A 4,210-nucleotide genomic window follows, 5' to 3' on the forward strand; every position below is an offset into this window, starting at 1 on the left:
CCCCGCCCTCCCGCTCGGCGCGGGAGTGCGGGGCGGCGGACTTACCCGGAGGTCAGGCTTCCGTGCGGGGACGGCCGCCGGCGGCCTCGCGGACGGCGCCCGCGACGCGGCCCGCGACGTCCGGGTGGAACACGCTCGGGACGATGTAGTTCGGGCCCAGCTCGCCCGGCGTGACGACCTCGGCGAGCGCCTGGGCCGCGGCGGCGAGCATGTCCAGGGTGACGCCGTCGGCCTGCGCGTCCAGCAGCCCGCGGAACACGCCGGGGAACGCCAGCACGTTGTTGATCTGGTTCGGGTAGTCGCTGCGGCCGGTGGCGACCACGGCGGCGTGCTCGCGCGCCTCGTCCGGCGACACCTCGGGCTCGGGGTTGGCCAGCGCGAACACGATCGCGTCCTCGTTCATCGTGGCGATGTCGTCCCCGGTCAGGATGCCCGGCGCGGAGACGCCGACGAACACGTCCGCGCCCGCGACCGCGCCCTTCAGGTCGCCGCTGTAGCCCTCGGCGTTGGTGTGCTCGGCGATCCAGCGCAGCGAGTCGTCCAGGTCGGTGCGGCCGAGGTGGACGGCGCCGTAGTAGTCGCAGACGACCACGTTCTTCGCCCCGGCGTGCAGCAGCAGCTTCAGGATCGCGCTGCCCGCCGCGCCCGCGCCGGACATCGCGATGCGGACGGACCCGAGGTCCTTGCCGACCACGCGCAGCGCGTTGGTGAGCGCGGCGAGCACGCAGATCGCGGTGCCGTGCTGGTCGTCGTGGAAGACCGGGATGTCCAGCAGTTCGCGCAGCCGGGCCTCGACCTCGAAGCAGCGCGGCGCGGAGATGTCCTCCAGGTTGATGCCGCCGAACGCGGGCGCGAGGATCTGCACCGTTCGGACGATCTCGTCGGTGTCCTGGGTGTCCAGGCAGATCGGCCACGCGTCGATCCCGGCGAACCGCTTGAACAGCGCGGCCTTGCCCTCCATCACCGGCAGCGCGGCCTCCGGGCCGATGTTGCCGAGGCCGAGCACGGCCGAGCCGTCGGTGACGACCGCGACGCTGTTGCGCTTGATCGTCAGCCGCCGGACGTCCTCGGGGTTGCGGGCGATGGCGAGCGAGACCCGCGCGACGCCCGGCGTGTAGGCCATGGACAGCTCGTCGCGGTTGCGCAGCGGCACCTTCGACTGCATCTCGATCTTGCCGCCGAGGTGCATGAGGAAGGTCCGGTCCGAGACCTTGTGGATCTTGATGTCGTCGATCGTCTCGAGCGCCGCGGAGATCGCCTCGGCGTGCTCGGTGTCGCGGGTGGCGATGGTGACGTCGATGCGCAGCGTCTCGTGACCGGCGGTGTTCACGTCGAGGGCGGTCACGATGCCCCCGGCGTTCTCGACCACGTGGGTGATCTGGCTGACGGCCTTGCCGCCGGCCGGGACCTCCAGCCGGACGGTGATGGAGTACGACACGCTGGGCACGCTGGCCACGACACTGCTCCCTGTCTACCGGACCACAACTGACCGGCTACGTCTTTCGTCCCGCCCGGAGCCGCGGACCGGCTTCCGGGATGGCGTGAGCGCGCTACTCCGAGGGCGTCCTGTGGAGGGCGTCGCATGGGGCGGGCGGGGCGCGGTCACCGCCAACGAGGATACGCGCTCGGCGCGCCGTCCCCGGTCAGAAGGACACTTTGTACTTGCGGCGTTAAAAAAGCGCATTCTGCACCATGTCGTACAGGTGCGCCAGGCCCCCGGCCCACGCTAGGGGCTCGGCGGCATCGGGGGGCCACCCCCGCGACGGCCTGGCCGCCGGGGTCTCCCGAGCGGATCCGGCGGGCGCCCTTGGCGCGGCGCGGACGGTGCGGACGGCTCGAGTGAATCGACCGTTCAACGCCACAGGGCGCGTCCCCGGCGTGGAGGAGCGCGCCCTGTGGCGAGCCGTGCTGGCCGGCCGTGCCGTGCCGACCGGCCGTGCTGATCGAGCGTGCCGGCCGGACGGGCGTGCCGTCCGGGATCAGAAGAGGGCGCTCTGGAGCGAGCGGCGCGCCTTGGTGACGCGCGGGTCGTCCGCCGGAAGGACCTCGAACAGCCCCAGCAGGTGCTTGCGCACGGCGTCGCGGTCGTCGCCCGCCGTGCGGCGGACGGCGGCGACGAGGCGCCCGAACGCGGCCTCGATGCGGCCGGAGACCATCTCGACGTCGGCGGCGTCGATCTGCGCCTTGGCGTCGCCGGGCTTCGCCTCGGCATCCTGGAGGACCCGGCCGGCGTCCAGCCCCTGGGCGCGTCCGCTGAGGTCGACCAGGGCCAGGCCGCGCTTGGCCTCGCCGTCCCGCGGGTCGCGGGCGAGGATCTCCTCGAACGCGGCGCGCGCCTCGTCCAGGTTCCCGGCGCGCAGCGCGTCGTCCGCCCGCGCGAAGGCCGGGTCGGACGCGGGCGCGGTGGCGGGGGCCTCGCCGGCGGGCGCGTCGGGGATCAGGCCCTCCTTGACCAGCGCCTCGAAGAGCTGGTCGATGGCCTGGCGCACCTGGGCCTCGGGGGCGGCGCCGTTCAGGAACGGCAGCAGCTGCCCCTGCACGACGGCCGCGACGAACGGGATGCCCCGCACGCCCATCTGCTGCATGTACGCGCCGAGCTGCGGGTTGGCGTCGATGTCGACCTTGGCGAGGACCCAGCGGCCCGCCGCCTCCTGCGCCAGCTTCTCCAGGATCGGGCCGAGCTGCTTGCACGGCCCGCACCACTCCGCCCAGAAGTCCACGAGGACGGGAACGCTCTGCGACCGCTCCACGACCTCGGTGTTGAAGGTCTGGTCGGTGACGTCCACGACGTACGGACCGCCCGCTGGGGCCCCGGCGGGGGCGGACGCGCCGTCCCCGGCCTGGGCCGCGCGCGCCTGGCGCTCCTGACGCTGCTTCGAAGCCGACTGCACGGCCCCCAGATCGACGGCGCCGTACAACGAAAAGTCCCGAGAAGGCATATGTACATCCTGCCGCATGAACGCGCGCGTCGCATGAGCAGCCGGAGTGTCCTCCGGCACTGACTCCCGGGCGCGTGCCGCGTTCGCGCGCGCACCGCGCCGCGCCGCCTCGCGATCTGCTCGGGATCGGCTTCCGACCGGCTCGCGATCGGCTCCCGCGAGACTCGCGGATGTGCTCGGAATCCGCTCGCGGATCTGCTCACTGTTCCGCTCGCGGATGGGCACGGGGGTTCGACTCGTCATCGGACGGGGATCGGTTGCGGATCGGTGGCGGATCGACTTCGGATGAGTTCCGGAGCCGCGTGTCGCGCGTTCGGCTTCCGCCGATCGACCGTCGGCGCCCCGCACGGACCGGCACGACACAGACATAAGCGGCCGGTCGCGACTTTCCACGATACGGATCAGCCAACAGCGCGAAAGGTAAAGAATCCAAGCGCCGTCGCTGAATAGCAAAAGCGAGCTGACGGCGATCACCAAGACTGGTTATAGTCGCCTGGTCGTGCACGGATCGACGGCCACGAGAGTTTCAACAGGTGGGTCTGCTCGACCGGGGCGAAACGCGCCGCCGGACGACGGGCCCACGGGCGGGCCGGGGCTGTCGCGAGCCGAGCTCGTGAACCAATGGGGGGAAAACTGAAATGGTCGCGGACGCATCCGCGATCGTGGCCCATGGGATGGGGGTCCGCCGCGGGGGGCGGTGGCTCCTCCGTCCGACGGCCCTCGGTATCGCCGAGGGCCTGATCGGTGTTGCCGGTCCGCCGGGCGCGGGCAAAACAACGCTGCTGGCCACGTTCGCGACGCTGCGCCGACCAAGCGTCGGCGAAATAGAAATCCTCGGTCACCGTACCGGGAAAACATCGGACCTGCGCGCCGTGCGGGCGCGGATCGGCTATCTCCCGTCGGGATTCTGGCGCGATTCGAACATCTCCGCCGCGGAATTCGTGGGCTATGCCGCCTACTACCGGCGGGCGCGGGAATGCGACGCGCGCGGCATTCTGCGGCGGCTGGAACTGGCGGACGCGGCGGACACCGCGCTGGCCCTCCTTCCGCCCGACGTCCGGCTCCGGGTGGGGCTCGCCGCGACGTGCGTCCACGAGCCCGACATCGTCCTGCTGGACGACCCGTTCGAGGACCTCGCCGGTCCCGCGGGAGAGGGCGGGCGCGGGGAGTTCACGGCGTCGCTGCCGCGCGTGCTCGGCCGGCTGGGCGCGTTCGGGCGCGGGGACGACGGCGGGACGCCGGACGGGGGCGGCGGGCGGACGCCGGTCCCG

3 protein-coding genes are annotated in these 4,210 nt (G+C 72.5%); 1 reads left to right on the forward strand and 2 read right to left on the reverse strand.

Going from position 1 to position 4,210, the window contains the following annotated elements:
- Positions 1-52 precede the first annotated feature (52 nt).
- Positions 53-1,456 (reverse strand): NAD-dependent malic enzyme, encoded by a 1,404-nt coding sequence (locus DZF91_RS27625; protein WP_117360067.1) that lies wholly within the window; start codon positions 1,454-1,456, stop codon positions 53-55.
- A 523-nt stretch (positions 1,457-1,979) separates the two neighbouring features.
- On the reverse strand, positions 1,980-2,891 hold the full coding sequence (locus DZF91_RS27630; protein WP_235834610.1) for a tetratricopeptide repeat protein: 912 nt from the start codon (positions 2,889-2,891) through the stop codon (positions 1,980-1,982).
- 686 nt (positions 2,892-3,577) lie between these two features.
- Between DZF91_RS27630 and DZF91_RS27635 the strand changes: the two genes are divergently transcribed.
- Positions 3,578-4,210 (forward strand): ATP-binding cassette domain-containing protein (locus DZF91_RS27635; RefSeq protein ID WP_117360069.1); only part of this gene is annotated, 633 nt, incomplete at its 3' end.

The sequence above is a fragment of the Actinomadura logoneensis genome (genome assembly GCF_003428695.1).
Classification (GTDB): domain Bacteria; phylum Actinomycetota; class Actinomycetes; order Streptosporangiales; family Streptosporangiaceae; genus Spirillospora; species Spirillospora logoneensis.